Raw genomic sequence first — 26,503 nt, 5'->3', positions numbered from 1 at the left:
AGAATGTTGTTTGGAAGCATTCTGATACAGCTCATTTAGTTTTATGGGATTGTAGTTACCGTCCTCACACAACGGTGCCAGGCCCAGTTCGTCGATCCTGCCTCTGACCATGCACTGAACTCATAACGATCACGGTCACCATTCCTGTTGTATCCAACTAACCAATAGTTACCTTCATACTCAGTCAGCGCCCAGTGTACAGCAGCGATTTTCTGATAATCAGTTCCCCAGTTTATCGTACTACCGAAACCTTCATTATCGGGGCTAAAGAGTGAACCTCCCAAACTGTGAATCAAATACAACTCACGCTGTGTAGGCAGACGCCAACCATTCCCCTTAGCTTCACATGCAGCCTTTGCCTCTGGCCAGGTCTTACCGTAAACACTGGTGTTCTCTACCTGAAACATCGGAGCAACCTTGTTCATCGCTTCAGTCTTATCCGGAGTTACCCCTGAAGGAAGCAACGCCGAGGGGTCTACTCCTCCACTCGCATCGCGGGAAACAACAGTAACCCCTGAGGTAGCCACTGAAATATAAGGATACTTCGTTGTTCCGCTATTGGTGTTATCTCTCACACAGCGGAAGTAATTGGTAGTAGATCCGGATTGCGGATACCCTACCGTAAAGCCCAGTTCAAAATACGCACCGGGACTTCCTTCCGAATAATAGGACGAGGACCAGTAGTTGCCACTCCAGTTCCGATACCACCCATGTATATCCTGCTGATACCCGGCATTACTTCCTGTTGCATCACCACCCACAGCATCCAGATAGGCAAACGACAGTAACAATTCACTTGCAGTGGGCAGACGCCAGCCATCACCTATGTTTTCACATATAGTTTGTGCATCGGCAACACTTGCCTTACGTCCCTCGTACCGCCCACCCGTAGCAAGAAGCCGATTGTCGTGCCGAATTGGGTAAAGATAGAAAAGAGGGTCTCCGGCAGTCGTATAGGACTTCTTTTCGGACACCATCTGAAGGTCGAGTGTACTATAAAAAGGGAAATATGCACCTGCCACCGTATGCATTACATTCCTGAACGTAATTCTTATCGTTCCGCTTTTTCCTTCTTTCCATTTTCCGGGATTGAGTTTTAGTCTAAAGTCATATCCACGGTTCACAACATCATTTCCCTTACCATCATTATCAGTGTCTATAATAGATTCCTGATACATCTTCGGCTCCGCATTCGTTCTGCCCGCCACTATATCATTATCCGCGTCGGGCCGCATCAATCCGGTACCGTCATCACCGGCTACATCCAGTATCTCGACATTCTCAATTGCCCAGTTATTATTAACAAACAGTTGCAGATATTGCTCCGCACCTAAATGTACTTTATAGGTACGGCTATTACCAAGAGTAGAGTAATATCGGAATGAGAACTGCAATTCGCCCTGATTAATGGGAAGGGATATTTCGTTAAGGTAACTGCCGTCCTTATCAAACAGATTGAAAACGAGGTTATCCCAACGCCACCACCAGCCATCGGTATTTTCACTGGTTCCGTCGCCCACACGCCTCGGATTGGGCTGCACGGTAAACGCCTGTACTTTTTCAGTGAATGACTTCCTGCTATCTCTATACAATTGCGGGATCAGACCACCGGTAGGATACTGGACTCTGGCCTGTTCCACACTCCCATAAAGCTGGACGTCAATCTTATCCACGGAAAACATCACATATACCGTCTGCGCCTCAATAGGAAGATCATCGCCGTCAGGGTTTCTGATCGGGAAGAAAAGCCCATTCTCCAACTCATTCCCGTATGCATCGACAAACTTGATGATTCCCGGGTCTATCACTCCCTGCGTCACTTTAATATCGTAAGTCAACCGGCCTGCTGTCAGAGTGACGGTCGCCATGCGGGTGGTTCCGGTAATTCCATTATGATAATAAGGAATTCTCAGCAAAAGTTGTGTATCTTCGTTCGCAACACCTGACACTGTAGCAGTTCCCGCAGAAAAGCCAAGCCAATCGTTCCCTTCCGTAACAGTAGCCTTCCAGCCACCGGGGTGGTCGGTAAAGACGTTGATAGCGTATCCGTTATTCTGGTGCTGCGTCACACTGATTTCCGATTCACCCACACCAAGCATATACTGCCCGTTGTAGACTACATCTTTGACCTTCTCCCGGTTATAATGTATCACCCGGAACTTAAGATTGGACATGACTGTATAGGATGCCAGTGCCTCCCTGAAACTTTCATAGCCAATGCCCGAGGCTTCCGTTACGGTGACAATGTATTTATAGTTTCGCTTCAAAGACAGATATTCAACCTCCGCCCCTATCTTTCCGGTTTTTGTGAAATCAACACGGTAAAAAGTTGATTTACCGCTACCGATCTTTCCCTTCACAATCAGGCAAACAGCTTCCTTACGGCTCGAAGCTCCGTCTTGTCCCACACCGCCGGCATCCACTGCAGCAGGTGCTTCGAATGTATAAATCTCACCGTTGTAGGGTGTGTTTCCACTCACGGAATAAAGAATTGCATCCCCTTCCTCCGTCTTCTTGCCACCGTCGGCCGGAAGGTTCGGATCATCCGGAGCCGGATCTTTAAGCTTTCCATCCGCATCCCATGCCGGGGCAATGTATCCGATAGTATTGTAATTGGCCAGATAAACCTCCTCCACCGTGAAGTTCAATGCGGAGTTACGGATGTCAATACGAGCCAGCATACGTTTCATGTTGATGCCTGTTATGGGATTCATCGAAGGAGTGATTTTCGCCACTTCTATCTCCCCGTACATGGGAATCGGCGTATAACCGCCAGAAGTCGAACCGTCTGCCGTCCATTTACTTATTCGGGTATGGAGCATCGCTTCCATCGCCTGGACTTTAGTAGTTTCTCCCTTCTTAAATTTCGACGCAATACCGTCAAGTTCCCTATTCGCCACAACCACGATACAGGTTGATGCGGTAGTGGGAGAAAGCACAGCAGAGAAACTCACCGTAGAGTTATTATTAGCCAAATCCTGTGTAACTCCCGTGCCACTAACCCATTCCAAATATACCGCAGGTGTTTTCGACGCATCAAAAACAAGGACATCTACCGTTTTTATTTCATCTTCCTTCTTGGCTACTCCCGTTCCGGTCATTGTGCGCGAAGATACGGATGGCATTTCAACGTCGGGAACCGTCAGGCTGAACCGGACACCATTTCCTGTTTGAAGAGGTATTGACTCGAACTCCTCTTGTACACAACCGGTAAGCCATACTGATGCCAACAAGGCTGCTAAGAGAAAGTTCTTTCTAAATATTAAAGTCTTATATTGCATATTTTTATTTCCTTTCTTATAGATATCATATACTCGGTACAGTCAATTCTACCGGTATATCCGGATTGTCTCCGTTTGTATTGCTCAGTGTAAGCGTGGCCTTCTTACCGGGCACAGCGTTCGCTTTGAAGTAGAAATAAACCGCACCGCCACTCTTACCTATTGACTCTAATATAGTTTCAGTATTGAGCAGAATATTGTCAGTATCATCCACTTGGGTTATTTTCCACTCCCACCAACCCGGATTGCCCGAGGTAAAAACAATCTTGCGACGTTGCATAATCCCGGTTCCTCCATCATTATCATCCAGTTGTACATCATAGTTCATCCACTCTCCGTCTTCTTTCCATTGCTGTACAGCCACCAGATGATGCAGATTGCCTGCATTAATATAAAATCTCGTCCACCGTTCTTCTTCTTCTCCTTCTTTGGGATTGGGAGTAAATTTGGGCATCGAGACGTGGACATTATAAGTGTACACACCTTCCGAAAAGGACGTCTGCGTCATATTGACTGTTGCCCACGTTTTCATGCCATCCGTGTCTAATTGCGCACCCGGCAGATAACCTGTATTCGGAATCGCGTCGTAGTTTGTTTTCACTTCTATATCGACTGTGGCCGGCTTGTCGGCTGTCTGCACCTTAGTCTGCGACAATTTAAGATAATACTGCTTGTCGAAAATCACATTCACCGGACTCTCACCCCACTCAAGCGGAGTAGCTGACAGTTGATAGGTCTCATTCGATATCGTAAAGTTATAGTTGATGTATTCTCCCGACTCCCAAGAGTGTGGATTCTTAGTGACAATCTCGCTGAGCAGGAATTCATAATCGCCATAGTTAGTGGTGACAACGATCTTGGCTGTTGCAGAGAAGTTGTCGGTCGGTAACATGAGGAACGTATCACCAATCAAGGTGGCATCCCCGGTCACCGTCTTATTTCCGGTGGGGGTAGAAGCGATATTTCCGGTGGTCACATTGCTCCAGACAAACTTCGGTTTGCCATTTTTCGTAGTGGTGGTTGGTATTTCAGCCACAGTGAGCTTGCCGCTTTGTCCCACATTCTGAAACTCTATTTTCTCGATGGTTACTTCATCAGGTACCGGGGCTACCTTTTTGAAGGTAAAGGTAACCTTAGTCAGTGTGTGGTAGAAGTGTATGTTCACACCTTCCACCCATGCAGGTCCCGATACAGCCGCCAATACATCCACATGATTAGAGGCTGCCGCATTCGCTGTATAGTTCAGCACCATTTCGCTGGGGTCGGTGAAATCCGTAGTAGGTACATTCGCACCGCTGAACGGATACCAGGAAAAGAATCTCATGCTCGCATTTTGCAAGCCGGGCCAATATTGCAGCGGCGAGATCGTAGCGGTCAGGTCGGCGTTTACTCTGGCACTTGCATTGAAATATTGTTGAGGAGCAGAAGAATTGGGTGTCAGAGAACCGAAAAGACCAAATGTTTCTCCTTTCAGGTCGGTATTCGAAGAGATAACCGTACCACGAGTGTCGACATTGCCGCCTTCTCCGATACGTTGCACAACAATCAATTCCTTATCGCACGTCATCTCTTCGCCGATACACGAAAAGAGCACAGCCGAAAGGATAGCCGCTGTTATAATCATCCTGATATTATTTATAGTCTTTATCATCTTACTTCTTTTCCGAAATTAAAAAAACACAAGCAGTGAAAGGTATTACAAATCCATATCCAAATCTATGTCTTGCCTTTCACCCCAATCTTCTACGGTTATCGTCAGTATCTGAATACCGATCTTTCCTACACGTGCCGTTATCTGGTACACGTTGTTACGTCGGATCTCCGTAAAAGGCTGCGCTGTCGGGCTACCTTTATCATCAACCTTCGTTATGGTTTCAATCACCTTTTCAGTGATCCCGGTGACGCCCGAAGGCCCTTTCGGGACATTAGCCATACTGACAGCCAGCCGGTCGGAATAATCCGACTTGAATATGCGCTCGGCAGTATAGAACGAGCAAAGCAATTTCCGGTTTTTAGCTCCGGCAGCCGATGAATACGCCCACGTTTCTGATGCCGTTGCCGTCCAGGTACCCGGTAACAAATCGCTTTCCGGCACGTCTTCCTTCACTTTACCGTAGTTCTTCGAAGGATTGGCATTATCTCGTGTGCCATTGTCCACGTTTCCCATCACGAAATAACTATCGTTGGAGAGATTGTGCAAAGTGACACTGGTGCTTCCGGCTGTATATCCGGTCACCGCCCCGCCGTCTATAGCTTCGAGAAAGACATCTACCCGGGCTACGGCACGTTCGATTACCATTTCTACAGATTTGGTTTCATCGGAAGCCACTGATATATCCCGGATTACTCCCACCATAGGCATCCCGGTCGTAGAATTGATCTGCCCACCGTCCAATATGGTAGCGATATCATAATCCAAATCCCGCAGTGTCCATGAACTGGTAACATCATTAAGCTTACTCGTAAGACTCTGTGGTTCATTGACAACGACTACTATCATAATATCATTGTTAGGTGTCACTTCCAGATACTGTGCAGCTATATCTGTAGCTGTTCCCGGAGTATCCAATATGACACGCTTATTCACATTCAGTTTCACGTCACCGGACGCGTTACTGAACACGATAAAGCGAATGGATTTTATCTCCTCCTGCTGTTCCTCATCCCCGCTGTCTATCAATCCGATATCAAGCTGTGTCCGGGTAATGGGAAGCATCTCATCGAGTACATCTGCATCTCTGTTACATGAGAACAAAAGGACTGTAAATGCCAAACACATAATATGTAATAGTCTAATCTTCATTTTTTACACTTCGATATCATGAAACCAGTATATCCAAGGTCCCACTACAAGACCAATCTGGAGGAATCCTCCTCCTGGTTTTTCGATAACAGAAAATATCAGATTCCACTCGCTCTGACGGTCGAGATATTCCTGAAAAGGAAGTTCAGTTCCATCATAACGGTATTCCGGCCGGGCAATGTTCAGCAACTTCATCAAGCTGTAACTCCAGATTCCGGCTCCGGTAGCCGCATCCTTTATAATGAACTTATAATCCAATTCATTCCTATTAAGCAGACGCATGGTGTTCAGACGTGCAGTCATTATCACATCCGAAGTTTCGCTCAAACTAATATAGTAAGGCGCATATATGACCGGTCCTTGTCCTGTGGGTTCATTTTCCCAAGAATAAGCCGCATTTTCCGATGCCTGAATTTCAAAAGTATATTGAGTTCCGCTTACTTCGCTTTCTTCATACCCCATCAATGCGATATTAAACCGATTGGTGTCACGTATCAGATCTACCTGATAAACCTTGTGACTGGTATTGGATGGCAAGTGATCTACTTCTACAACTTCTCCAAAATAGAGATGCGAAAACTCGAAATCAACTATATCCGACTCACGCTTCAAGGCTACAACTAATTGCTGAAGGGTGGTTGTTCCCGGAACCAGGTCATGACCAACATTGTTCAGAACATGAAAACTATCAGACAAACCACCAACGGTCAATACTTTGTAGTTACCGAACTCAAGTTCATCAGTAAGTGACATCCGGTTACCACCAACCAGCGCTGTAGCCTCAGCGCTCTTGGAAAAGAGCAGTTTGTCATCGCTGCCGAACACAAATACATTAACCGATTTAACCTGCGGGTTGAATGCATCCGCATATTCCATATTGTAATCGAATACAAATTCCAGCCAAAGTTCACACCGGGGCAAGTCTTCACGTATACTATCACACGAGGTGATGTACAGCACCGAGATCATGACAAGGAATAGCGATTTGATTTTTCCGAACATATCTTTTTACTTCTATGGACAGCGTTTTTAAGGCTGCCGATTATATTGTCAGAGACCGTGTTTAGTGACCTCCGGTTATTTCCACTTTTAGGGCGCTTTCCGTATTTTATATATTCCGGATGCGCAGAGGGGGTTACGTGCTGTTTTTGGAAAGCCTGTCACCGGCTCGTTCTAATTTTCCGGCAGTAAGTTCCGCACGGAATGTTTTTTAAAGAAAATACAGGGCAGGCTGTTCGCACCGCCCCGTATATTCATAAAAAGTATATTAAATTTCAAAATCAGTTTGCCAGTATACCCATGGGGCGACTTTAATATCAAAAGCAAGGAATCCCGGCTTTTCATCGATAGGAGTTTCAGGATCGGGATCTTCGGGACCGCCACCAGGATACCATGGTGTACCGGCACCGTTAACCTTACCCAAAGAAAGGCTATACCAGTTATTACGCACCACACCGTATTTACCGAAATACATGTATTCGTCGTTAGTATTGTCATGGCGGATTTCGTAATAATAATAATTTATGCTTTTTGGATACCATTTAATACAATCAGCGATTTTAACAATTTCACCACCATTAGTAATAGCGTCAAGATGAGTATCTTGCTTAATATCTGCAAAAGTAGCAATCGCAGTTGGAGCAAGAGCAGCGTTTACTGCACCAAGGAAATTGTCACAGACTTCCACGAACTTGGCCTCTACAGGAAATTCAAGTTTCGCCTGATCCATTGCAGCAGTCGGATCTCCCCCAATTTCAGTAACTCTATCATCAAGTACTTTTTTAGCATCACTATAGGCTGTCTGAATCTCGTCAAGATCTTTATAGGTTATGCCGGCATAAGAGAACCAATCCTCTCCAAGTGTATAGTCTTTAGGAGCATATTTTCCTTTAATTACTATGCGTGTAGCTGCACCAAACTTTTGGTCGCCATCAGCCATTGTATTCTCGATACAATATTCAACAACCGGAGTTGCAGGTCTTACACTCTTATTTTTCCAAGTTACATTAGGCGCACGATCAACAACCTTATTTAGGGTAATTCCATTTCTATGATCAGGATCTGCAAAGTTCGGATCCGTAGTATAGAAATTATTTTTATAGAAAGCAGAGGTATGAGTCGCCTTAGTTGTAGATTTCTCAGCAAACGGGAAGAAAAGACTGTTGTAATAATCAAGTGTCCAATTCAGAAATTCGAATGTTGCACCTTCAGGCAGCACCGTCAACTCAGAAGCATCTTTTACAGATACCTCCACCTTTGCAGAAAGACGTTCAATATCCAAGGTCGCCCTCTTACCTGAAGCTTCTGCCGCAGCTTTAGCCGCATCTTCATCCGCATAATTGGTGCCATCGTAAACAACCACATTACCCGATACATCAAGCAAGCAGCCTTGCTCCCATACATCACTAACGTCATTATAAAAACCTGCATTAATCATGGTAAAACCTTTCGTATTATCCACAATTTCTCCTACAAGTGTCTCGGGCTTGTCATTGGGATCTGCAAGTGCTGTTTGAACCATATCATTGAACTCATCGTACGAGGAACCAGAAGTCATGCTTCCCAATCTGGCTGCCAGCTTCGTACCCGGATTGGCAACTACAAGCAGAAACTTGGTGTCAGCACTCACCATAATGGCATTTGTACCTCTACTATTACCCGAACCTGTCAAACTAGTGCCCTGCAAAACTATAACCGGACTCTGTTTGGAATGATGCACCAATTTTTTACTATCATTGAATGTAATAACATGAAGAGTCTTGATATCACCCTCCGCTCCTTCAGGATCTAATTCTCCTGACGCACGAGTATTCGCCTTTTGACTAGGCAAACTAATCCGCAGCGACATATAAGCCACATCCATATTGGAGCCCTGTGTCGTTGAATCATTTTCGTCATTCTCTTTTGAGCAACTCGCCAATGCCGCAACAGCCAGCAATGACACTAAAATAGATTTAATCTTTAGCATAAAACAAACATTTATTAGAATTAATACATATATAATTTACTCACTTTTATTCCTTCTCTTTATCTCGGCCGCATTAGCCTTTTTCTTTGCTAATTCTTCCAGATTTCCCTTTGCCGCATCCAGTCCCGACTGTTCGGCAGCCTTCAAATACTTTTCCGATGATTCATACTCTCCTTTCATTAATAGTAAAACTCCCATTGCATTGTTATATTCGGGTAGACAAGCGTCCGACTTCACTCTTTCCAGATAGCGTTCCGCAGAAACCAGGTCATTGCGCGAAAGGGCTGCGGCAGCCGCATTCATATTGGCAATCTCACTTTCCGGATAGATGCGGACGGCAGACTCAAAAATATCGATAAACTCCTGCGAACCCTTCGGATAGGTATTGGCCACCATGAACATCTCATTCAAGCTCAGATTCTGCGGACGTTTCTTTATCACCTCCTTCGCCTCCTCCAGATTGAAATTCCTCACATCGTAACTCACCTTACAGATAGCTACACGCAGACTTGGAAATATATGTTTCAGCATAAACCGGTAAGGCACTCCCGCACGAAGCTGCATCAACTTCGTTTCCCTACCCTTTTCAATAGGAATATTCGTAATGATGTCCAGCACTTCGTCCTTGTAATCCATCTCAAACGTATCGAGCGCCTTTATCAGCCCGTCCCAGTTTTCACCGCCGAAGATGATGTAATACTGGTCGCGCGGGAAGTCATAGCGGGCAGCCAGATAATTACGCAATGCCATGGCACGACCTTCGGACAAACGTTTGTTCGCCTCCAGCGTTCCTTCGGGAGAAGCATAGCCGATGATATCCAGACGCTTCACCTTCACGTTGGCATCAGACTTCAGATCGTCAATCATCGCACGTATCTTAGCCAGTTCCTGAGGATTGTTCATATATTCGGGACGGATATTCACCTTATTCACCTCGAAATCCAGAAAACATTCCGCCTGCACATCACGGCTCTTTATCTCCTCCACCGTAGGCTCTACGTACGAGAGATAGGGAGTCACCACATACGGCACCAGCATACGTTCGAGTGTAACCTTATCAAAAGCATACTCCACATTCATCAGTGTGCTTTCGCCACAACCGCACTCATCACGCTGCACGTTCAGACGGGCATTCGCCATCCAAGCCTCGTAAGGCAACGTATATCGGTAGCGAATAACACCACTCTTCTTCTTCTGATTTTTCTCTATCAGATAAGGTGCCTTGTAGCTCTTCTTCGCCTTAGCGCTCATCACCGCCAGCCTGCGTTCATAAACCAGATACTCGTTTTTCCCCTTGATGGAAACCCGCGGAAGATCGTAGGTAACGGTGGGAGAAACCAATTGCGGGATAAAGTCCACCCCATGAGATGATTTCACCTTCACATTATCCATCACTATGTCAAAATCTATATGGATAGTTTCCCCCAGTTGCTCCAGTCGCACAGGCTCTATAGTGATAGCTCCTTCATAAGAGCGTTCCTGAGCCATGACTCCGTCGAGATTCAGGCATAAGGCAGTCAGTACCCATATGATGAATTGCACATTTCTTTTCATCCTTCTCATTCTATTTAATTACGTAAATAAGTGACACACTTGCTTTAGTAGGGCCCAGGTAGTTCTTGCCGGTATCTTTCAGTTTAGTGCCACACGTTGCACAGGGATACTTTTCATACACAATGCGTGCATATCCCAAACCGAGGGAAGCCTCTATACTCCAGCGTTTTCTCAATATCCATGAGTGGCCTATCGAAATACCACCGCCATACAAGCGCCCCTGATAGCGCATATTCTGCATGTTCTCACTGACGAACGGCCAGTCGGGCCATCCGCCCACATTGAAGTCTGCGTAATGGGCGTGCAGCCCGATGAATGTACGGTTGAAGCTTTCGCAGAACCAGTACCGAAGTTCCGGCTGTATGCCCCAGTGCTTCAAACGGGTATCATCAAACTTCCAAGGGTTATAATTGACCGGAATATCCAATGTCCACTTGCGTGCCAATGCTACTTCCAGACCGAGATTCATAGTAGTGGTAGCATCATAAAGAAGGTTGCTTTTTACGGCAATCTTCTGAGCCTTACTTTCAGTCGGCAACAAACCCAATATGAATAGTATGCATACTAATATCTTCTTCATTCAATTCTCGTTTTTATTATAAAATCATTTTATAAACCGGATCCACATTCTCACCTCTGAAACGTCCGAAAACAGCCTAAAATCTCAGTATGCAAATATCGGAGTAATAAGGGAGACGATAAATTGTATCTATTTCTGTTATAGGCACTAAAAAAGTAAGGAGACAACTAATTAAGCGATTGCCCGGTAGGGAAGTTGCTGAAATAAAAAAAAGAAGATGATGGAGGCATTTATTTGCACTATATGAATATTTAATATTCAATTGTTTCAATATCCGAAACTTACGAGAGAAATAAAATCAAATTATTTAATATATGAAAAGAGGAAAGATTATCAATATATACAAGTTGATAATATATAAATATACAAGTTTATAGATAAGACATGCCCTACAAGTATCTCTTGAGCCTTTCATAAGGAATAAAGGCAAGATTTCAAATGAAACAATTTTGTAATAATTACTACATTAAAGGCTTTTTATTCTTACTTTAATTATAAGAGATGAGGGTATCGTTCAATAATCTGAACAGATGGCTTTTGATTCAAAACTAGTACAGAAAGGAATTATTTCACCACAGATTACACAGATTAGCACAGATTTAATTTATTAATAATCAGAGACATCTTCCCTAATCTGTGTAAATCTGTGTAATCTGTGGTGTATCAAAACTGAAAAAGTAATGAGTTTTCACCACAGAGGACACAGAGTATCACGGAGTTCTATTCTTTTGATTTCAAATTGATTAAACTCTGTGATACTCTGTGTTACTCTGTGGTGAAAAGATTCATATCCGTGTAAGAAAGAGACCTATTCAGATTATTAAGCGGATGCCCTGATAAGAAATGGCGATCAGAAATTAAAACTATTATTTCTCCGATATTGAATGATTATTACCCCAACAAATAGTACCTTTACCGTTATTTTATAAACTTACAAAATGCAATCATGAGTCCCGACTTCAACTACAACGAGGTGCCGCTTACTTTCCTCCATTGCCTCAACAAGCAATGCAAAAAAGCTTCCAAATGCCTGAGATATATGGTAACAGCCTATGTTCCGGCCAGATATCCCGCCATCAGTACCGTAAATCCGAACTTTATAGCCTCTTGCAAAGACGCCTGCCCGTACTTCATGCCGGACGAAAAGAAACGGTTCGCACTCGGCATCACCTATCTGTTGGACAAGATACCACACAGCCAAGCCGTCAGTATCAAACGCGAAATGATAGCAGAACTGCAACGTGCCACCTATTATCGCTGTTGGCGCAAGGAACGGCTCATCAAACCCGGAGAACAAGAACGTATCCGCCAGATATTCCTCAAATGGGGAATAAACGAAGAGCCTGTATATGACGAATACGTAGAACAATACGAGTGGTAAAAGGGCGTATATTGTTCCATCGAATAGAAACGACCGTTCCACTCCTATGGAACGGTCGTTTCTATTCGATGGAAATCTTGTTTCTCAGGCAAGAAAATCTTGTTCCAATTGAGTGAAACAAAATGGAACAAATAAGGGGTGCTTTTCCTACTTTAATTCAAAAGGAACAATGCCTTTTATATCCGCTGCCGAAGCTGCTATGACGGCTTCAAACTTACCCGGTTCGGCTACCCAGGCATGTTGGGCATCGTCGAAGAAACTCAAGGCTTCTTTGTCGATGGTGAAGGTAACTTCTTTCTCTTCGCCCGGAGCCAGTTTCACTTTCTTGAAACCTTTCAGCTCCTTAACGGGACGGGGCAGACTGGACTTCTTATCGCTGATATACAACTGCACAACTTCCTGACCCTCGCGGTCACCCGTATTCTTTACGGTTACGGTAAAGGAAATCTGATCAGCGGCAGACATCACTTTCTTGTCAGCGGCAGGTTTACCATAAGCAAATGTCGTATAGGAAAGTCCGTGTCCGAAGGGGAATAAGGGCTTCACCTTCTTTTGTTTATCGGCCCAACGATAACCTACGAAGATACCTTCGTTATATTTCATATCCACCACTTCCTTGCTACGGTCGCCAAAGTACTCGCCAAGGCTGTGGGCCGGTACATCTTCCAGACGGGCGGGGAAAGTGAAAGGCAACTTACCGGAAGGATTGGCATCCCCCATCAATACGGCGGCAATCGAATTTCCGGCTTCAGAGCCCAGGAACCAGGCTTGCAATACCGAAGGAACTTCCGCAATCCAGGGCATCGCCACGGCATTGCCGGAAACATTCACAACAATCAGATTCTTATTGGCTTTTGCCAGAGCGGAGATGACATCATCCTGTGCGTAAGGCAGACCAAGACTTTCGCGGTCGGAATCTTCGCAATCCTGATTGTTACTCTTATTCAGTCCGCCAATAAAGATTACATAATCAGCATCCGCAGCCACTTTTACGGCTTCGGCTATCAATTCTGCAGGCGTACGGTCGTCCTTCAGGTTCTGCCCCGTTACCACACCATTATACTCACCTGTCGCATCACCCACGTAACCACGGGCGTAAACCACTTCCGCCTTATCGCCCACACGCTTCCGGATGCCATCCAACGGTGAAAGTTCACGTTGCACTTTCAAAGAGGAACTGCCACCGCCTACGGTCATCATCTTCACGGCATTCTCACCGATAACGGCAATCTTTTTCGCTTTATTCAGGTCGATGGGTAATACGCCACCGTTGTTTTGCAACAGCACAATGCCCTCTTCACCAATGCGGCGCGCCGCCTCATAATGTTCGGGAGAAAGTATGGAACCTAAAGGACGGTTCGCATCCATCGTAGTGCGGAATGCCAGACGCAGGATGCGGCGCACCTTGTCGTCCAGTTCTTTCGTACCTACCTTACCGGACTTAATACGTTCGAGATAAGGCATGGCCAGATAATAATTATCGTAAGCATTGCTATGCCCGTTGGAAAGGCCATCCGTCCAACTGCCGAACTCCATATCGAGGCCGTTCATAATAGCCTGGTCAGTATCGTGCGTGCCGCCCCAGTCGGAAACGACTACGCCATCAAAACCCCATTCGCCTTTCAGAATATCGTTCAGCAGATATTGGTTATGGCAGGCATGCTGGCCTTTATACAGATTGTAAGCACCCATAATAGACCACGTCTTGCCTTCCTGAACGGCTGCCTTGAAAGCGGGCAGATAGATTTCATAAAGGGCACGGTCGTCTACGATGACGTTGGTGGTGTGACGGTTGATTTCCTGATTGTTCAGCGCATAGTGCTTCACACAGGCAGCTACGCCATTCTGCTGCACGCCTTGCACGTAGGGAACTACCATGCGGGAAGCCAGATATGGATCTTCGCCCATGTACTCAAAGTTACGTCCGTTCAGCGGTGTACGGTAGATGTTGACTCCGGGGCCTAAAAGGACGGTCTTGTTGCGATAACGCGCTTCCTCACCGATGCTTTTTCCATAAAGCATGGACATATCGGGGTTCCAGGTAGCGGCCAGACAGGTCAAAGCCGGGAAAGCCACACAGGAGTCGTTGGTCCATCCTGCCTGATCCCATTCATCCCAAAGAACTTCGGGGCGGATGCCGTGGGGACCATCTGTCATCCAGAATTCCGGAATGCCCAAGCGGGGCACGCCCGGACTGCTGAATTTACTTTGCGCATGCAGCATGGCCACCTTTTCTTCGATAGTCAGCCTTTTCAACGCATCTTCTACCCTTTCTTCAATAGGTTTGGTCGCATCCAGATAAGCTGGTTTCTGTTGCGCAAAAAGCGGGAGGGCAACAGCGAATGCCAAACCGAATAATACTTTCTTCATATTGATGTTTATTAATAAGTACTCAATCAAAATTAATTCGTAATATAAATGATAATTTAGCGGTGTGATTTACGGGGGTATCTCCATTATTTCATACCTAACGATTGTATATATCCTTCCTGCACCACGCAGTTCTTCAGTTTACATGCCTCGATAAAGTCCATCATGGCTTTGCGAGCCATTGCCTGGTCGGGACGTGCGTCACGGATTTCCTTATAAGATGTACGGGGAGCCTCGGAGAAATAAACGATATTCGCCCAATTCTCCGGAGGAGTAATACCGACGAAACTGGAACCGTCCATCTTCTTATATGGCCAGAAGGTATAGCCTATATTATTGTCACGCATCGTCTGGCAGAAAGCGGCCTGCCATTCATCCGTGTTATGGCCTATTTCGCCCATATACATCGGCAGATTCACTTTGTCACGGAAATCAATAATACTCTGGATAGCTTCTTTTGTAGGATCGCCCCCATAGCGGTGACAGGTATACATGATCTTATCGTCAAACTTAGAGTCCTTGAACGGCTTGAAGTTACCGTTCCACTGCGAACCGCCCAACAGGATAATATGGTTATTATCCACCTCACGGATAGCAGCAACACCCTTCTTATAGACATCCTCCAGCTTACCGTTCAGTTCTTCCATATTGGGGAAGTACGGGGCAATGGGCTCATTGAAAAGCTCATAACCGAGGATGACCGGCTCATTCTTATACCGGTCTGCAATCTTGCGCCAGATGTCGCAATACAATTGCTGACTCGTTTCGCTTTCAAACAGCCAGGGATATCCGTAACTATCGTCGATATTATCGCCAGTCTGTCCGCCCGGAGCATCGTGCATATCGAGAATCAGATAAAGGTCAGCTTCACGACACCATTCCACTACACTGTCCACACGGGCAAAGCCGTCCTGAGCGGTGGTCAGTCCCATAAAGTCCTCATCGGTGAAGAGTTTATAATGGAACGGGAGCCGGATAGTGTTCGCACCTGTGTTCTTGATGAACTGTACATCCTCACGGGTGATGTAATTGTCCTTAAACGCTTTCCAGAACTCAGCGGTAAAGTCAGGCCCCACCAGCTGGCTGAACATTTCGTTGATGAAACGGGGCGAGTTGGTCTTGCTGAACTTAAACATATACCCTTCCGGGTTCAGCCAGTTGCCCAGGTTAGTACCCATTATAAAGAGTTTTGTACCGTCGGGCTTTATCAGGTCTTGCCCTTGAATAGTTATAAACACGGCAGGCTTCTCTGCCTTTTCTGCCTTTTCACCGCAACTGCCTAACATCAGGGAGGCGGCAAGGAGGGATGTACCCACTAAAATTGATTTGAACATGGTATTATAAATATAAGATTATTTCTTCCAGCGATAAGATGCCACAGCCTTGGCAGGCACTACACAATCCACACAGTTCTTTCCGTCCGTTACCGTCAGCCTGGCTTCAGAGCTTCCTTCGTTCAACAGTACAAAAGCCACGGTTCCATCGGGATTTTCGAACGCAGAGTACATCAAACCTTTCTCTGCCACGCCTTTGCTTTCGATACGGACTGCACCCGGTTTCACCACAGACGACAGGTGGCCGATGATGTAATAATGAGAATTATAAGTCATCGTCCTGTAGTCTTCACGACTGATATCGACCGCACCGTAGCAGGTCTTACATCCTCCTTCACGCCAGGGACCACGCTCATTATCCAGCATCAGATTCCAGACAATAACGCCTTTACACCAGTTGTTTACCGTTCCGAGGGCTACTTCACGCATATCTTCCATCAGTCGTTTTTCAAGATTGCGCCCGTCATTCCACATGCCGATGGAGGTTTCGGTGAAAATCAATTCCTTGTCCGGACGCTTCTGTCGGATATTGTTCAGTTCCTCGCGCCTGCCGCCATAATTGTGGTAAGCGGCTCCAGTGAGGAAGGCGGCGGCTACTTCATCATCATATATCTTAACGGGGTATTGTTGCTGATCGGCCATGTTATCATAGTTGTAATTATGATCGAAAGCATAAATCTTCGTGTCCAGTCCGGCAGCTTTGAAGGCAGGGCCAAGGGCATCGCGCACAAAGGCGAGTTCTTCTTTCCAGCCCATGAATAAAGAAGCGGAATTGCCCCTATTCAACGGCTCATTCTGCGGAGTGACGGAATAAATTTCAATCCCTTCTTCGCGGAATGCCTGTATCCATTTCACGAAATAAGTGGCATAATCCTGGTAGTAATCCGGATTCAGTTGCCCGCTCGTCCAGGAGTCGAAAGGTTGTTTTTCCTTCAGATTGTTCACCTTCATCCATTTGGGACAAGTCCACGGAGAGCCCAGTATCTTAATAGCAGGATTGATGGCGAGAATATCTTTTAAGATAGGTATTACGTATTCTTTTTCTTCGGTCTGCAAGGCAAAGTTTTCGATACCTTTCGTATCGCAGCAGGTATATTCGCTCAGTGAGAAGTCGGAACAACCAATGGAGATACGGATATAGCTGAAGCCCAGCCCGTCTTTCTCGGAGAAAGTCTCGGTCAGGAACTTTGCCCGGTCGGCAGGAGCCATCTGCATCAGGTTGTAGCAGGTAGAGCCGGTGACAGCAGCACCGAAACCATCCATTTCCTGGTATTTCACAGCAGGGTTCAGAGTGACGACAGAAGCGAATGCAGGAGATTTGGAGAGCTTCTGAGTAGTGTGGTCAAAGCTCAGCCGACGGTCGGCAGTCGTAACGTACACGTCTGCTTTTTTCTTACCGGCCGCATCTTCGCCCAATGAAGCGGAATTCCCGGCAAAAGCCGTCATGGCGATGGATAAGCAGCATCCTAATAAAAGAGGTAGTTTCAAGTTCATGGTATGTTTTTCAGGGGTTAATTAATCGTCTCCAAAGGTAGACAAGATAAAGGCACCACGTAACCCCGTCTTGCTAATATGTGGATAAGATGAACTGACTTATCCAGATAATACACTATAAAACAACATATTATATTTTAGCTGAGAAAGTAAAAAAGTGGATAGGCAGGAAGGGAATGACGTATGATTAGCGTATCTTCATCACATACATTTCAAAGTCATCGCGCGAAATACACGCCTTGTTCTTCACTTTAGCACGGTAATTATAAATGGTATTAACGGAATAGCGAAGGAACTCGGCTATCTGCGAACTATCATCAATGCCCAGGCGGATTAAGGCAAAGATACGCAACTCCGTGTTCAGCAGTTCGCCTTTACGGAGCAGGATGCGCTCTTCCGGCTGCAACAGCCCGTTAAACTTTTCTACAAAATCGGGGAAAAGATGAAGGAAAGCCGTATCAAAGTTCGTGTACAGTTCTTTCAGGTCGGTATCGAGCACATCTCTTGAACGCACCATCTTCAGAAGTTCCTCCGTCTGCCCGCCGGAAAGCTTCTTGTTGACCATGCGGCGGTAAGCATCCAGGCGGTCGATGTAAGCGGAACAGAGTTTCAGGAAACGGCCGATATATTCTTCCTTGATGTGATTGGATATTTGCAGCTGCTCGTTAGCTTGTTCCAGATGGCTGCGGGCCATGGAAAGATGTTTCATCTGCCGGTAAATCCAGATGACGGCCATAATAAGCAACAGGGACAGGATGCTAATCAACCAAAGGTAAAAGCGGAGGCGGTCATTCTGCCTCTCCTGCATGGCCTGATAGGTGAGGTCTATCAGAGACAGGATGCCTGCCGTCTGCAAACTGCGGCTACGAGCATTGTAATGGTTGGTTTCGCTCCACGAAAAACGAATATAACGGTAAGCCCGCTCAATATCTCCTTCTTCGTAAAGCAATTGCGCCAGTGTCCACAGGGAAGCATGGTCGGTTATGGCGAGGCGGATATCCGTCAGCGCAGACAAGGCAAGATAATACTTCTCTTGTTCCCTGTCTCCCAAAAGACGATAGAGCAAGGAACGGTGATACGTTGCCAAAGCATATTCGGGAGTGTCGGAACGCACATTCGCCAGACGGGTATCATTAATCTTCAAGGCTTCTTCCAATTGTTCGGAAGCAGCGGCCTTCATCTCCAGCCGTTCCAGATAAAAGGCGGAAGCGGGAGAAAGAGCCTGTATCAACGAATCATTATAGCGTGCAGACAAGTCGTAATAACATCTCCGCCGGAAAGTGTCCTGCGTATACATTCCCAATTCGTTGTACAAATGGCGGAAACATTCGTAATAATCGGGCAATAACCGGGCGGGAAGTTCAGAAGAGATTACTTTCTCCAAATCCTCGGAAGCCTCCTTATACATACCCGCCGCAGACATCAGGTGCGCACGCCGGATAAGGGTTTCATCCGCAGCCTCCCGGTCTTCATGCCGCTGCGCCCAACACAGATTGCGGCTGAGATGATAGAGGGCGGAATCGCATATGTACGCTTTATATTCCTGATACATTTCCGCATTCAACCGGAAATAATCCGTTGCTTCCGCATCCGTCCGCGCCAACTGCTGCCTCAACGCCTCAATACGGGCTTCCCGCACCGCCACATAGTCTTTATGGTCAGCGATAGCCTCATCAAGGGCCGCGGTCCATCCGTCCAAAGGAGGTATATCAGCCGGAGCCGACATTCCGCGAATGCCTGCCAAAGCCAGCCCTAAAAATATCAGCAGTTTTATCTTCATGGGGACAAATATAAAAAATTTGTTTCCTATATTTGCAGCATTAACCCCCAAATGTATCCAATAATGAAAAACTTAGCACCCCAACGAGTGGCAGCGGTCGATGTATTCCGCGCACTCACCATGTTCCTCATGCTCTTTGTGAACGACATCCCCGGTCTGAAAAACATCCCCCACTGGCTTAAACATGCCGAAATGAACGAAGATATGATGGGATTTTCCGACACTATTTTCCCCGCATTCTTGTTCTGTATGGGTATGTCCGTTTCTTTTGCCATACAGAACCGTTACCGGAAAGGTGACACTACTTTGCAGGTCATTGCGCACGTCTTCTGGCGTACAGTGGCACTGATTGCAATGGGACTGTTTTCGCTCAATTCGGGCGGCATCGAAGGAGGCCTCTCCCATCAATGGTTCACGATACTGATGGTTATCGGTTTCTTCCTGGTATGGGCGGTTTATCCGAAGGCCGAAGGTTCAAAAAAGTACCTTTTCATCGCGATGAAAGTCGTAGGAGTCGCACTGCTGGCGTTCCTTGTACTGTATAAAGATTTAAACGGGAAACCTTTCCATCAAGGTTGGTGGGGCATACTGGGACTTATCGGTTGGACATACGTGGTTTGTGCCGGTATTTATCTGTTTACCCGCGAGAGTTTACGTAAGAATGTAATTGCGTGGCTGGTGGTTGTGTTGCTTGCCGTAATCAGCCATTCCAGCCTGATACCGCAGGAGTACGGATTGCGTGTCATCCTGCTGCCTTTCATCCCCAGCGATTGGACACTGCATGCATTCGGCATGTCGGGCGTGCTCACTTCGCTGTTGATGCAGAAATACGCCGACCGTGAACATCCGCGCAAGTTCATCACTATGCTTTGCGTGTTGGGTGTCGTCATGCTCATTGCCGCGCTTTGTTCGCATCCTTACTGGATTATCTCGAAGATACAGGCCACTCCGAGCTGGTTGTTCTATTGCCTTGCCGCATTCTTCCCGCTGTTCGGATTGTTCTATTGGCTGACGGATGTGAAAGGCAAAACGCCGTGGTTCGATATCATCAAACCTGCCGGAACTGCAACACTGACATGTTATATCATTCCTTATCTATGGTATTCCGTACAGCAGCTATTAGGTTTGTATTACCCCGAAGTGCTGAATGCCGGTACACCGGGTTTACTGCGTTCGCTCATATTCTCCCTAATCATCGTCCAACTGACCGGACTGCTGGTGAAGGCTAAAATAAAACTGAAAGTATAACTTTTAAGATTTATGTTAAAGTTACAAACTCCCAACAACGAAAACAAGGTGCTGCTCCATTCCTGTTGCGCACCTTGTTCTTCCGCCATTATCGAATGTCTGCTTGCCAATGACATCCGACCTACCGTATTTTATTATAATCCCAATATCTATCCTCAGGAAGAGTACGGAATCCGGAAAGCCGAAGCCATCCGCTACGTCCAGGGTCTTGGACTCGACTTCATTGATGGTGACTATGATTATCAGTTGTGGCGTTCGTCCATGCAGGGCATGGAAAACGAACCCGAACGTGGCAGCCGTTGCCTGAAATGTTTCACCCACCGATTGACAGAGACTGCCCGGTATGCTTCAGAACACGGCTTCACCCTGTTCACCACTACCCTCGCCTCCTCCCGCTGGAAAAGCCTCGACCAGATAAATGAGGCGGGACGCCGTGCCTCCTCCCTCTATCCCGGCACCACCTTCTGGGAACAGAACTGGCGAAAAGGAGGATTACAGGACCGGAGGAACCAGCTTCTCAAAGAACATGAATTTTATAACCAACAGTATTGCGGGTGCGAGTTCAGTATGCGCAGACTTTAATATGGAAAAACATGAAGAAATTTACTATCACACTGGCACTCTCTATCATCGCAGTGCTATTTGCCACCACTCCTTGCAACGCAAAAGGAAAAGCAAAACATGTCGTATTAATCGGTTTGGACGGATGGGGTGCTTACAGCGTACCTAAAGCCGACATGCCCAACGTCAAACAACTCATGGCCGACGGAGCCTATACGCTTGAGAAGCGTTCGGCCCTTCCCTCTTCCAGCGCCATCAATTGGGCTTCCATGTTCATGGGTGCCGGACCGGAGTTGCATGGGTATACACAATGGGGCTCCAAAACTCCCGAACTCCCTTCACGCGTACTCAATCAGCATGGCATATTCCCGACTGTCTTCCAACTATTGCGCGACGCACAGCCGGAAGCGGAAATCGGTTGCCTGTACGAATGGGACGGCATCAAATATCTTGTAGACACCCTTGCTTTAAGCCACTACGCCCAGGCTCCCGACTACAACAAGCATCCTGAAGCCCTGTGCACAATGGCGGAAACATATATCAAAGAGAAAAGACCCGCCTTACTCGCCGTATGTTTTGACAATCCCGACCACGTAGGCCACCAGGCCGGACACGATACTCCCGAATATTATGCCAAACTGAAAGAACTGGATACCTATGTAGCCCGCATTATCCAAGCCGTGAAAGACGCCGGTATGCTGAAAGAAACAATCTTCATCATCACAGCCGATCATGGCGGCATCGAAAAAGGTCATGGCGGCAAGACCATGAATGAGATGCAAACCCCTTTCATCATTTCCGGTAAAAACGTGAAGAAAAGCGGTGAATTCCACGAAAGCATGATGCAATATGACGTAGCCTCCACCATAGCTTATATCTTTGGATTAAAGCAACCGCAAGTCTGGATAGGGCGCCCGATGAAGCAAGTATTCAAGTAAGAGAATCAGCGGTAAATCAGCGTCGACAGATAATCTTCCGCAAACATCTCATTGGCCACTTCCAACAGAATCTCCGGAGTGAGTTTTTCAATACGTTGATAAACCGCTTCGGAGCTTTCGTATTTATTGTAGTGCAGGAAAGTCTTTGCCATACCGAGGGCATTGTTCTCATTATTATCCGAAGCCACCCCAATCTGGCCAATCAGTTGCTTCTGTGCCGCAACAAGCTGCTGGGAAGTCATCTTGACATCGCGCATCCGTTTCAACTCCTTCATCACCAGTCGCGTGCAGGTATCCACATCCTCCGGGTCGCAACCAAAATAGGTGCAGAAAACACCGGTATCCGTATAGGAAGTCAGATTGGACTCTACATTATAGACAAGGCCACGGCGCTCGCGCAAAGCAACATTCAGACGGCTGTTCATTCCGGGACCGCCCAGAATATTATTCAGCAGATAAAGAGCCGTGCGCTTATCATCGTAAGCATTGTAACCGCGACTGCCTATCATGACGTGAGCCTGATGCGTATCTTTAGGCACAATAAGCCGTTCGGGGGTATAGAGGGGCGGTGGAGTGCGACGGTTATCCACCGTCACCGCCGGTACATCGGCAAGAAGTTTCTCAGCCCAACGGACGATTTGCCTGAAGTCCAGATTTCCCCAAACAAAGAAAACCATATTCCCGGGATGGTAAAAGCGGGAGGTAAAAGCCGCAGCATCTTCGCTGCGAAAGGTTTTCAGCAATTCGGGATTACCCAGAATATTGCGCCCCAACGGATGCCCGCGGAAAATCAAATCCTCGAAATCATCAAAAATAAGCTCGGAAGGAGTATCTTCGTAAGACTGAATTTCGTCAATAATCACTTCCGTTTCCTTTTCAATTTCACGCTGCGGGAAAGTGGAGTGAAATACAATATCCGCCAGCAACTCGAACGCCCTTCCGAAATGTTCGGTCAGGAAAGCGGAATAAATCACAGTCTCCTCCTTATTGGTATAGGCATTCAGGTCACCGCCCACATTCTCCATGCGGTTGAGTATATGCCAGGCTTTCCGTTTCTGCGTGCCTTTAAAGATGAGATGTTCTACAAAATGCGCCATCCCCTGCTCATTCTCCAGCTCATCGCGCGTGCCTGCATCGACTGCAAAGCCACAATAAGCCACATTCGAGAGAGAAGGCTGGTGAATAATGCGCAAACCATTGGCAAGCGTATATTGATTATGCCCCGGCAAGGGGAAAGATACTAACTTCTTCATTCCGACGTTTAAAACTGATTGAGGGCGCAAAGATAGCGCAAACTGATGAACCCTGCCTATCTTCGCAAAGCAAAAATACAATAAAACTTATTGCCATTTATGGAAAATTGCAGATATTTGTAGGCTATAACCTAACTACTAACAAAAATAGTATAATGATTACATCCATTCAAGAGCTTTTGCAGAAAGAGGCACAAGCTGTGCTAAACATCCCCGTGACAGACGCTTATGAGCGTGCGGTAGAACTTATCGTAGAACAGATTCATCGGCGGAAAGGTAAACTGGTGACCTCAGGCATGGGAAAAGCAGGGCAAATTGCCATGAACATTGCTACAACGTTCTGTTCTACGGGCATCCCTTCCGTATTTCTGCATCCCAGCGAAGCACAACACGGCGATTTGGGTATCTTGCAGGAGAACGACTTACTACTGCTGATTTCCAACTCCGGGAAAACACGTGAAATCGTGGAACTCACACAATTGGCTCATAATTTGAACCCGGACCTCAAGTTTATTGTTATCACCGGAAACCCGGACAGCCCGTTGGCGCATGAATCCGATGTATGCCTCAGCACAGGAAAACCGAAGGAAGTTTGTGCACTGGGCATGACTCCCACCACTTCTACCACTGTAATGACGGTTATCGGTGATATCCTCGTGGTACAAGTAATGAAACAAACCGGATTTACCATCGGAGACTATTCTAAACGCCACCACGGTGGTTATCTGGGTGAAAAATCAAGAAAATTATGCGAAAAGTAATCGGTATAGGAGAAACTATCCTTGACATCATTTTCCGCGACGGGCAGCCGACCGCTGCCGTACCGGGCGGTTCAGTATTCAACGGCATCGTGTCATTGGCACGGGCAGGCGTTCCCGTCAGCTTCATCAGCGAGACGGGGAATGACCGGGTAGGCAATACCATCCTGCAATTCATGCGGGACAGCGGAATGTCCACCGACCATGTCAATGTGTTTCCCGACGGCAAATCTCCCGTATCACTGGCATACCTCAACGAACAGGGTGATGCGGAATACATCTTCTATAAAGACTACCCCAAACAACGCCTGGATGTGGTCTACCCTAAACTGGAAGAAGACGACATCGTTGTTTTCGGCTCATACTTCGCCCTGAATCCGGTGTTGCGCGAGAAGGTTCTGGATCTACTGGAGCAGGCACGTGACAAGAAAGCGATTGTCTACTACGACCCCAACTTCCGCTCTTCGCACAAAGACGAGGCACTGAAATTGGCTCCGACTATCATCGAGAACCTGGAATATGCCGACATCGTGCGGGGGTCTGTCGAAGACTTCTTCTATATGTATAACCAGAGAGACGTAAACAAGCTGTATAAAGATAAAATCCACTTTTATTGCCCTAACTTCCTTTGCACCGCCGGAGCCAAAGAAATTTCGCTGCGTACGGACAACATCGTCAAGGACTACCCGATTTCTCCGCTGGAGGCAGTCAGCACCATCGGTGCAGGCGACAACTTCAATGCCGGCATCATCTACGGGTTGCTGAAGTACGATGTGCGGCATCGCGACCTGGGCAGAGTGAGCGAAGCTACATGGGATAAGATCATCCGGTGCGGAACCGAGTTTGCGGCAGACGTATGCCGGAGTTTCAACAATTCTATATCGACAGAATTTGCCCGGCAACTGCCTCCTGTTAACTAAATCCCCGTTAAAGGAGAAAAAACTCTGTGAAACTCTGCACCCGAGAGTAACAAAAGTCATCAGAATACATATCTTTGCACTATATGCCAGACAATCAAACTATGTATAGAAATCTGTTGAGTTTACTAACGTGTGTGTTGCTGCTACCGGCTTGTAGCGGCACAGCCCCTCATATTTCCGTTGTTTGCGAAGAAAATAATGTCGGAAACAGTATTGTAAAATGGGAGATAACTCCCCTTATCAAGGGGAATGTGAAAGTGTATGCTTCGACCGACCCGAACAACATCCCCGAAGATTCGCCTGTGGCTATGGCAAACATCGCCGACCAGCGCATGACGATTGTCACCACAGACCCTGCGCAGCGTTATTATTACACACTTGTATTCAACGATAAATACCGTGTGAAGATTGCCACCCGCAATGTCAACATCCCCGGCATACAGAACTTCCGCGATCTGGGTGGCTATCCGTCTTATCCCACAAAGAAACGGTTGCGTTGGGGCATGCTTTACCGCTCGGCACAGATAGACAGCCTGGAATGCTATTCGCGCAGGGAACTGAAGAATATAGGCATAAAGACAATCGTCGACCTCCGGTCAGAATCGGAGCTGAAAGGCCATACCACCCTGCAACCGGGATTCAACGTAGTACATATCCCCATAAAGACAGGAGATATGGAAGATATTCTGAAAGGTATTCAGGAACAGAAGATAAAGAGCGATACCGTCTACCGCATGGTAGAGCGGATGAACCGCGAATTAGTGATGAATTACCACAAGGAATACCGTCAGATATTTGATATCCTGCTGGACAGCACCAATTACCCCATCGTCATCCATTGTTCTTCCGGCAAGGGACGTACGGGCATCGCTTCGGCACTGATACTCGCCTCTCTCCGCGTGAACAGCGACATCATCATGGAAGATTATCGCCTCAGCAATGATTACTTCAACATTCCCAGCGCTTCCAGCTATGCCTACAATCTGCCAGCACGCTCGCAAGAGGCCATCACCACCATCTACTCGGCAAGAGAAGATTTCCTGAACGCCGCCAAAGAGGAAATAGAACGCAGATACGGTGATGTAGATACCTATCTGCAGAGAGCCATCGGACTCAGCAAAGAGGAAATCAAAAAGTTGCAGAAGATTCTGCTGGTAAAGGACGAGTAAGTAAAAAACGCTTTCCGAAAAGGAAAACTATATCACGAAAACAATAATTTTGATGTAGTTGCCTCCGAATAAACAATAAGTCTGATGTTTATCTCAGCTTTTATTTCTATC

Annotated in this window: 19 protein-coding genes; 7 read left to right on the top strand and 12 right to left on the bottom strand. The window is 46.6% G+C overall.

Features of this window, described 5'->3' with window-relative positions:
* Positions 1-41: 41 nt before the first annotated feature.
* The 7 genes from BUC01_RS06085 to BUC01_RS06055 all read right to left on the bottom strand — a co-directional run bounded on the left by BUC01_RS06085 (position 42) and on the right by BUC01_RS06055 (position 11,186).
* A complete protein-coding gene (locus BUC01_RS06085) occupies positions 42-3,281 on the bottom strand; it encodes a fimbrial protein (RefSeq protein ID WP_073313048.1) in 3,240 nt (1,079 codons plus the stop codon).
* A gap of 25 nt (positions 3,282-3,306) precedes the next feature.
* A complete protein-coding gene (locus BUC01_RS06080; RefSeq protein ID WP_073313047.1) occupies positions 3,307-4,932 on the bottom strand; it encodes a fimbrillin family protein in 1,626 nt (541 codons plus the stop codon).
* A 45-nt stretch (positions 4,933-4,977) separates the two neighbouring features.
* Positions 4,978-6,084 (bottom strand): hypothetical protein, encoded by a 1,107-nt coding sequence (locus BUC01_RS06075; RefSeq protein WP_073313046.1) that lies wholly within the window; start codon positions 6,082-6,084, stop codon positions 4,978-4,980.
* Positions 6,085-6,087: 3 nt separating this feature from the next.
* Entirely contained in the window at positions 6,088-7,086 is a 999-nt protein-coding gene (locus BUC01_RS06070) for a FimB/Mfa2 family fimbrial subunit (RefSeq protein ID WP_025831227.1), read from the bottom strand.
* Between the two features lie 265 nt (positions 7,087-7,351).
* Positions 7,352-9,052 (bottom strand): Mfa1 family fimbria major subunit, encoded by a 1,701-nt coding sequence (locus BUC01_RS06065; protein WP_025831226.1) that lies wholly within the window; start codon positions 9,050-9,052, stop codon positions 7,352-7,354.
* A gap of 36 nt (positions 9,053-9,088) precedes the next feature.
* Positions 9,089-10,606, bottom strand: coding sequence for a DUF3868 domain-containing protein (locus tag BUC01_RS06060; protein ID WP_073313045.1), 1,518 nt, complete (start codon positions 10,604-10,606; stop codon positions 9,089-9,091).
* 10 nt (positions 10,607-10,616) lie between these two features.
* Complete coding sequence (locus BUC01_RS06055; RefSeq protein WP_025831225.1) at positions 10,617-11,186, bottom strand: DUF3575 domain-containing protein; 570 nt, start codon at positions 11,184-11,186, stop codon at positions 10,617-10,619.
* 946 nt (positions 11,187-12,132) lie between these two features.
* Here BUC01_RS06055 and BUC01_RS06050 point away from each other — a divergent pair.
* The gene (locus tag BUC01_RS06050; RefSeq protein ID WP_025831224.1) at positions 12,133-12,567 is read left to right on the top strand and encodes a DUF6078 family protein; all 435 of its coding nucleotides are present in this window, start codon (positions 12,133-12,135) and stop codon (positions 12,565-12,567) included.
* A 147-nt stretch (positions 12,568-12,714) separates the two neighbouring features.
* On the opposite strand, the gene BUC01_RS06045 is transcribed toward BUC01_RS06050, so the two are convergent.
* The 4 genes from BUC01_RS06045 to BUC01_RS06030 all read right to left on the bottom strand — a co-directional run bounded on the left by BUC01_RS06045 (position 12,715) and on the right by BUC01_RS06030 (position 19,545).
* Complete coding sequence (locus BUC01_RS06045; RefSeq protein WP_073313044.1) at positions 12,715-14,937, bottom strand: glycoside hydrolase family 3 C-terminal domain-containing protein; 2,223 nt, start codon at positions 14,935-14,937, stop codon at positions 12,715-12,717.
* 86 nt (positions 14,938-15,023) lie between these two features.
* The gene (locus BUC01_RS06040; RefSeq protein ID WP_073313043.1) at positions 15,024-16,271 is read right to left on the bottom strand and encodes a glycoside hydrolase family 5 protein; all 1,248 of its coding nucleotides are present in this window, start codon (positions 16,269-16,271) and stop codon (positions 15,024-15,026) included.
* An 18-nt stretch (positions 16,272-16,289) separates the two neighbouring features.
* The gene (locus BUC01_RS06035; protein WP_025831223.1) at positions 16,290-17,765 is read right to left on the bottom strand and encodes an endo-1,6-beta-glucanase; all 1,476 of its coding nucleotides are present in this window, start codon (positions 17,763-17,765) and stop codon (positions 16,290-16,292) included.
* Between the two features lie 187 nt (positions 17,766-17,952).
* On the bottom strand, positions 17,953-19,545 hold the full coding sequence (locus tag BUC01_RS06030) for a DUF6377 domain-containing protein (protein WP_073313042.1): 1,593 nt from the start codon (positions 19,543-19,545) through the stop codon (positions 17,953-17,955).
* Between the two features lie 63 nt (positions 19,546-19,608).
* On the opposite strand from BUC01_RS06030, the gene BUC01_RS06025 reads away from it, so the two are divergent.
* Genes BUC01_RS06025 through BUC01_RS06015 form a run of 3 tightly spaced genes read left to right on the top strand, consistent with a single transcriptional unit; the run spans position 19,609 to position 22,292 of the window.
* A complete protein-coding gene (locus tag BUC01_RS06025; protein ID WP_073313084.1) occupies positions 19,609-20,793 on the top strand; it encodes a DUF5009 domain-containing protein in 1,185 nt (394 codons plus the stop codon).
* Positions 20,794-20,805: 12 nt separating this feature from the next.
* On the top strand, positions 20,806-21,375 hold the full coding sequence (locus BUC01_RS06020) for an epoxyqueuosine reductase QueH (RefSeq protein ID WP_025831222.1): 570 nt from the start codon (positions 20,806-20,808) through the stop codon (positions 21,373-21,375).
* Positions 21,376-21,386: 11 nt separating this feature from the next.
* The gene (locus BUC01_RS06015) at positions 21,387-22,292 is read left to right on the top strand and encodes an alkaline phosphatase family protein (RefSeq protein WP_073313041.1); all 906 of its coding nucleotides are present in this window, start codon (positions 21,387-21,389) and stop codon (positions 22,290-22,292) included.
* A 5-nt stretch (positions 22,293-22,297) separates the two neighbouring features.
* Here the strand turns inward: BUC01_RS06015 and BUC01_RS06010 are convergent, their stop codons facing one another.
* A complete protein-coding gene (locus tag BUC01_RS06010) occupies positions 22,298-23,545 on the bottom strand; it encodes a M16 family metallopeptidase (protein ID WP_025831221.1) in 1,248 nt (415 codons plus the stop codon).
* Positions 23,546-23,700: 155 nt separating this feature from the next.
* Here BUC01_RS06010 and BUC01_RS06005 point away from each other — a divergent pair, with 155 nt between their 5' ends.
* The 3 genes from BUC01_RS06005 to BUC01_RS05995 all read left to right on the top strand — a co-directional run bounded on the left by BUC01_RS06005 (position 23,701) and on the right by BUC01_RS05995 (position 26,392).
* Complete coding sequence (locus BUC01_RS06005) at positions 23,701-24,306, top strand: SIS domain-containing protein (RefSeq protein WP_025831220.1); 606 nt, start codon at positions 23,701-23,703, stop codon at positions 24,304-24,306.
* Positions 24,294-25,223 carry a carbohydrate kinase family protein gene (locus tag BUC01_RS06000; RefSeq protein WP_025831219.1) on the top strand — a complete coding sequence of 310 codons (930 nt, stop codon included), beginning with the start codon at positions 24,294-24,296 and terminating at the stop codon, positions 25,221-25,223. Before BUC01_RS06005 ends, BUC01_RS06000 begins: the two co-directional genes overlap by 13 nt.
* 101 nt (positions 25,224-25,324) lie before the next feature.
* The gene (locus BUC01_RS05995; protein ID WP_025831218.1) at positions 25,325-26,392 is read left to right on the top strand and encodes a tyrosine-protein phosphatase; all 1,068 of its coding nucleotides are present in this window, start codon (positions 25,325-25,327) and stop codon (positions 26,390-26,392) included.
* Positions 26,393-26,503: the final 111 nt, after the last annotated feature.

Origin of the sequence: Bacteroides stercorirosoris (assembly GCF_900142015.1) — a bacterium.
GTDB classification, from domain to species: Bacteria; Bacteroidota; Bacteroidia; order Bacteroidales; family Bacteroidaceae; genus Bacteroides; species Bacteroides stercorirosoris.
This window is presented reverse-complemented; position numbering and strand designations above follow the sequence as displayed.